The sequence below is a fragment of the Thermococcus sp. genome (genome assembly GCF_027008145.1).
Taxonomy (GTDB): Archaea; Methanobacteriota_B; Thermococci; order Thermococcales; family Thermococcaceae; genus Thermococcus.
Map to the genome: position 1 here is coordinate 1 of NZ_JALTCZ010000113.1, position 2,051 is coordinate 2,051.

The window sequence follows — 2,051 nt, forward strand, 5'->3', positions numbered from 1 at the left end:
GGCGAGGAGTTCAGGAAGTACACGCCAGACAAGATAGACGCAAGGAAACTTTTCTCCAAGCTCACAGTCGTCCAGATGTCCTACTGGGGCGACTACAAGGCCTGCAGGACGTTCGGAGAGAAGATAGGGAGAGCAGCCCAGGCCTTTGAGGTCAAGGAACTCATAATAGCTCCCAAGGAGAAGATGGACGCCTTTGAGCTTATGGAGTTCCTCCGCGGGGTCAAGGCCGGTCAGGAGAGCAGGTACATGGTTCAAAGGGAAGCCTACCCCTGGAAGGTCAAGAAGGTTCCCGTTTCGGTCTGGGACATCTACCAGGTCGTCAGGGACAAGAGGAGGAACAAGAGGCTTCTAATCATCACGGATCCGAAGGGCCCCACGCTGGCGGAGGTCAAGGAGGGACTCGCGAGAGAGGTGCACCATGCAAAGGAGGTTGTGGTCTTCATAGGCTCCCGCGAGGGAATACCGCGCGGTCTCTTCAGGTTCGCTAATTACGTCGTTGACCTTGCACCTTACATGACCTTCGCCACTGAACACGGAATTCCGGCGACACTAGTTTCCCTCTGGGGAATTTACGAGGAGTTTTTGAGAAGGAGGTAAGAGTAGCTTTTTGGCGTCAGGCCCTAAGGTCGTCATCACCAATCGGGAATCCGCCGTATTCATCATCCGCCCATAAGGACGAAGGTCAGCGCACCGGTTATTCCACCGAAGAGGCTCGCAAGAAAGTTCGTCGAGTTGTTGTCGGTTACACCCGTGTTTTCGAGGGTTGCCCCGATGAGACTGTCAAGGTTGACGCCAACAAAGCCCCCAATGGTAACTGAGAGCAGCATTCTGGGCTTGTAATCGGTTAGGGGGAGTGCAAAGAGTGCTATCACGAGAACCCCGAGAAGGGCGAAGAACTCTCCGGCCAGGGATACTGCGCCGTTTGTTCCTGGTCTGGCAGGCTTTAAGTTGGTTATCAGCCTGGGTCGCTTTCCGAAAACCTTTCCAAGCTCGCTCGCAATGGTATCCCCGTTAACGGTCGCTATGCTGGCAAAGGTCGCCGCCCAGAGGGTGTCCTGTTTGAGGAGAACCTCAAGGAGCACAAACAGAAGGGGCGCGAGGCCGTTTCCGAGGACGTTGCCCCAGCTTCTGGTTCCCCCATTGGACTGGGCGAGGCCGAGCCTGACCTTCTCTAGGTAGCGGTATTTGGTCGCCAGCACGCCGAGGGCAACGAATGTCAGAAGGGCCAGGAAGGGATAAACTCCACCAAGCTCTATTACGGCCAGTCCGAGGAGCGCAGCTGCCGTTGCACCTCCACTGTCAAGGGCTTTCAGCCTGTATGACCCGAGGCCTAGCACTGCCACCACTGCAGTGTCTATGAGTAGTCTCCCAAGCATCACTGTTCCACCTAGGCGCTTGTTGAGGATGGGGTTTATTACGCTTTCTCATTACTAGGGAGAAGAGAAAAGTCAGAGGGACTCGAACTTAACGGTCTCTGTGATGAAGGTTATGTCAAGGTTATCTATCCCGGGTATCTTCTCCGTAACACCGGAGATTATCTTTTCAAGCTCCTTCATGTCCTTGGGCCCTATGATGTGTATCACAAGGTTGTGTGACCCGAGGGCGCGCTGGATTATCTTCACGTTCTCGTCTTTCTCAAGTTGCTTTATAACCTCATCAAGGTTGACGCCGGGCTTTACGGTGACGCCGAGGATGATGTGGATGTAGCCGAGGACGTCGTAGTTCGGGATCACCGTGTACCTGAGGACGACACCATTCTGCTCGAGTCTGTTCATCCTCCTCGAAATCCTCTGCCTCGTCGTTCCAAGCATCTCGGCAAGCTCCTTGTAAGTAAGGCGTGCGTTCTTCGACAGCAACTTCAGAATGCGAAGGTCTATGGGGGTTATTTTATCAGCCATGTGCCCACCTCCGCTTGTTCTTACTCCTGGTTTGATATTCTGTATAAAAATGTTTTGGTTAATGTCCAGTAAATGTCTCATTAGGTAACCCTAATAAAGGCAAAAATCGGAAGTCCTCGGAGAAAAGTTTAACGGCGTGTAACATGAACAGAG

At 53.1% G+C, this 2,051-nt stretch carries 3 protein-coding genes; 1 reads left to right on the forward strand and 2 read right to left on the reverse strand.

Annotated elements, in window-relative coordinates:
• The coding region (locus MVD07_RS05560; RefSeq protein ID WP_297499518.1) for an SPOUT family RNA methylase at positions 1-597 on the forward strand (597 nt) is incomplete at its 5' end.
• A gap of 62 nt (positions 598-659) precedes the next feature.
• Here MVD07_RS05560 and MVD07_RS05565 read toward each other — a convergent pair.
• On the reverse strand, positions 660-1,376 hold the full coding sequence (locus MVD07_RS05565) for a DUF92 domain-containing protein (RefSeq protein WP_297499520.1): 717 nt from the start codon (positions 1,374-1,376) through the stop codon (positions 660-662).
• A gap of 72 nt (positions 1,377-1,448) precedes the next feature.
• Positions 1,449-1,898, reverse strand: a complete 450-nt coding sequence (locus tag MVD07_RS05570; RefSeq protein ID WP_297499522.1) for an Lrp/AsnC family transcriptional regulator — start codon at positions 1,896-1,898, stop codon at positions 1,449-1,451.
• Positions 1,899-2,051 lie beyond the last annotated feature (153 nt).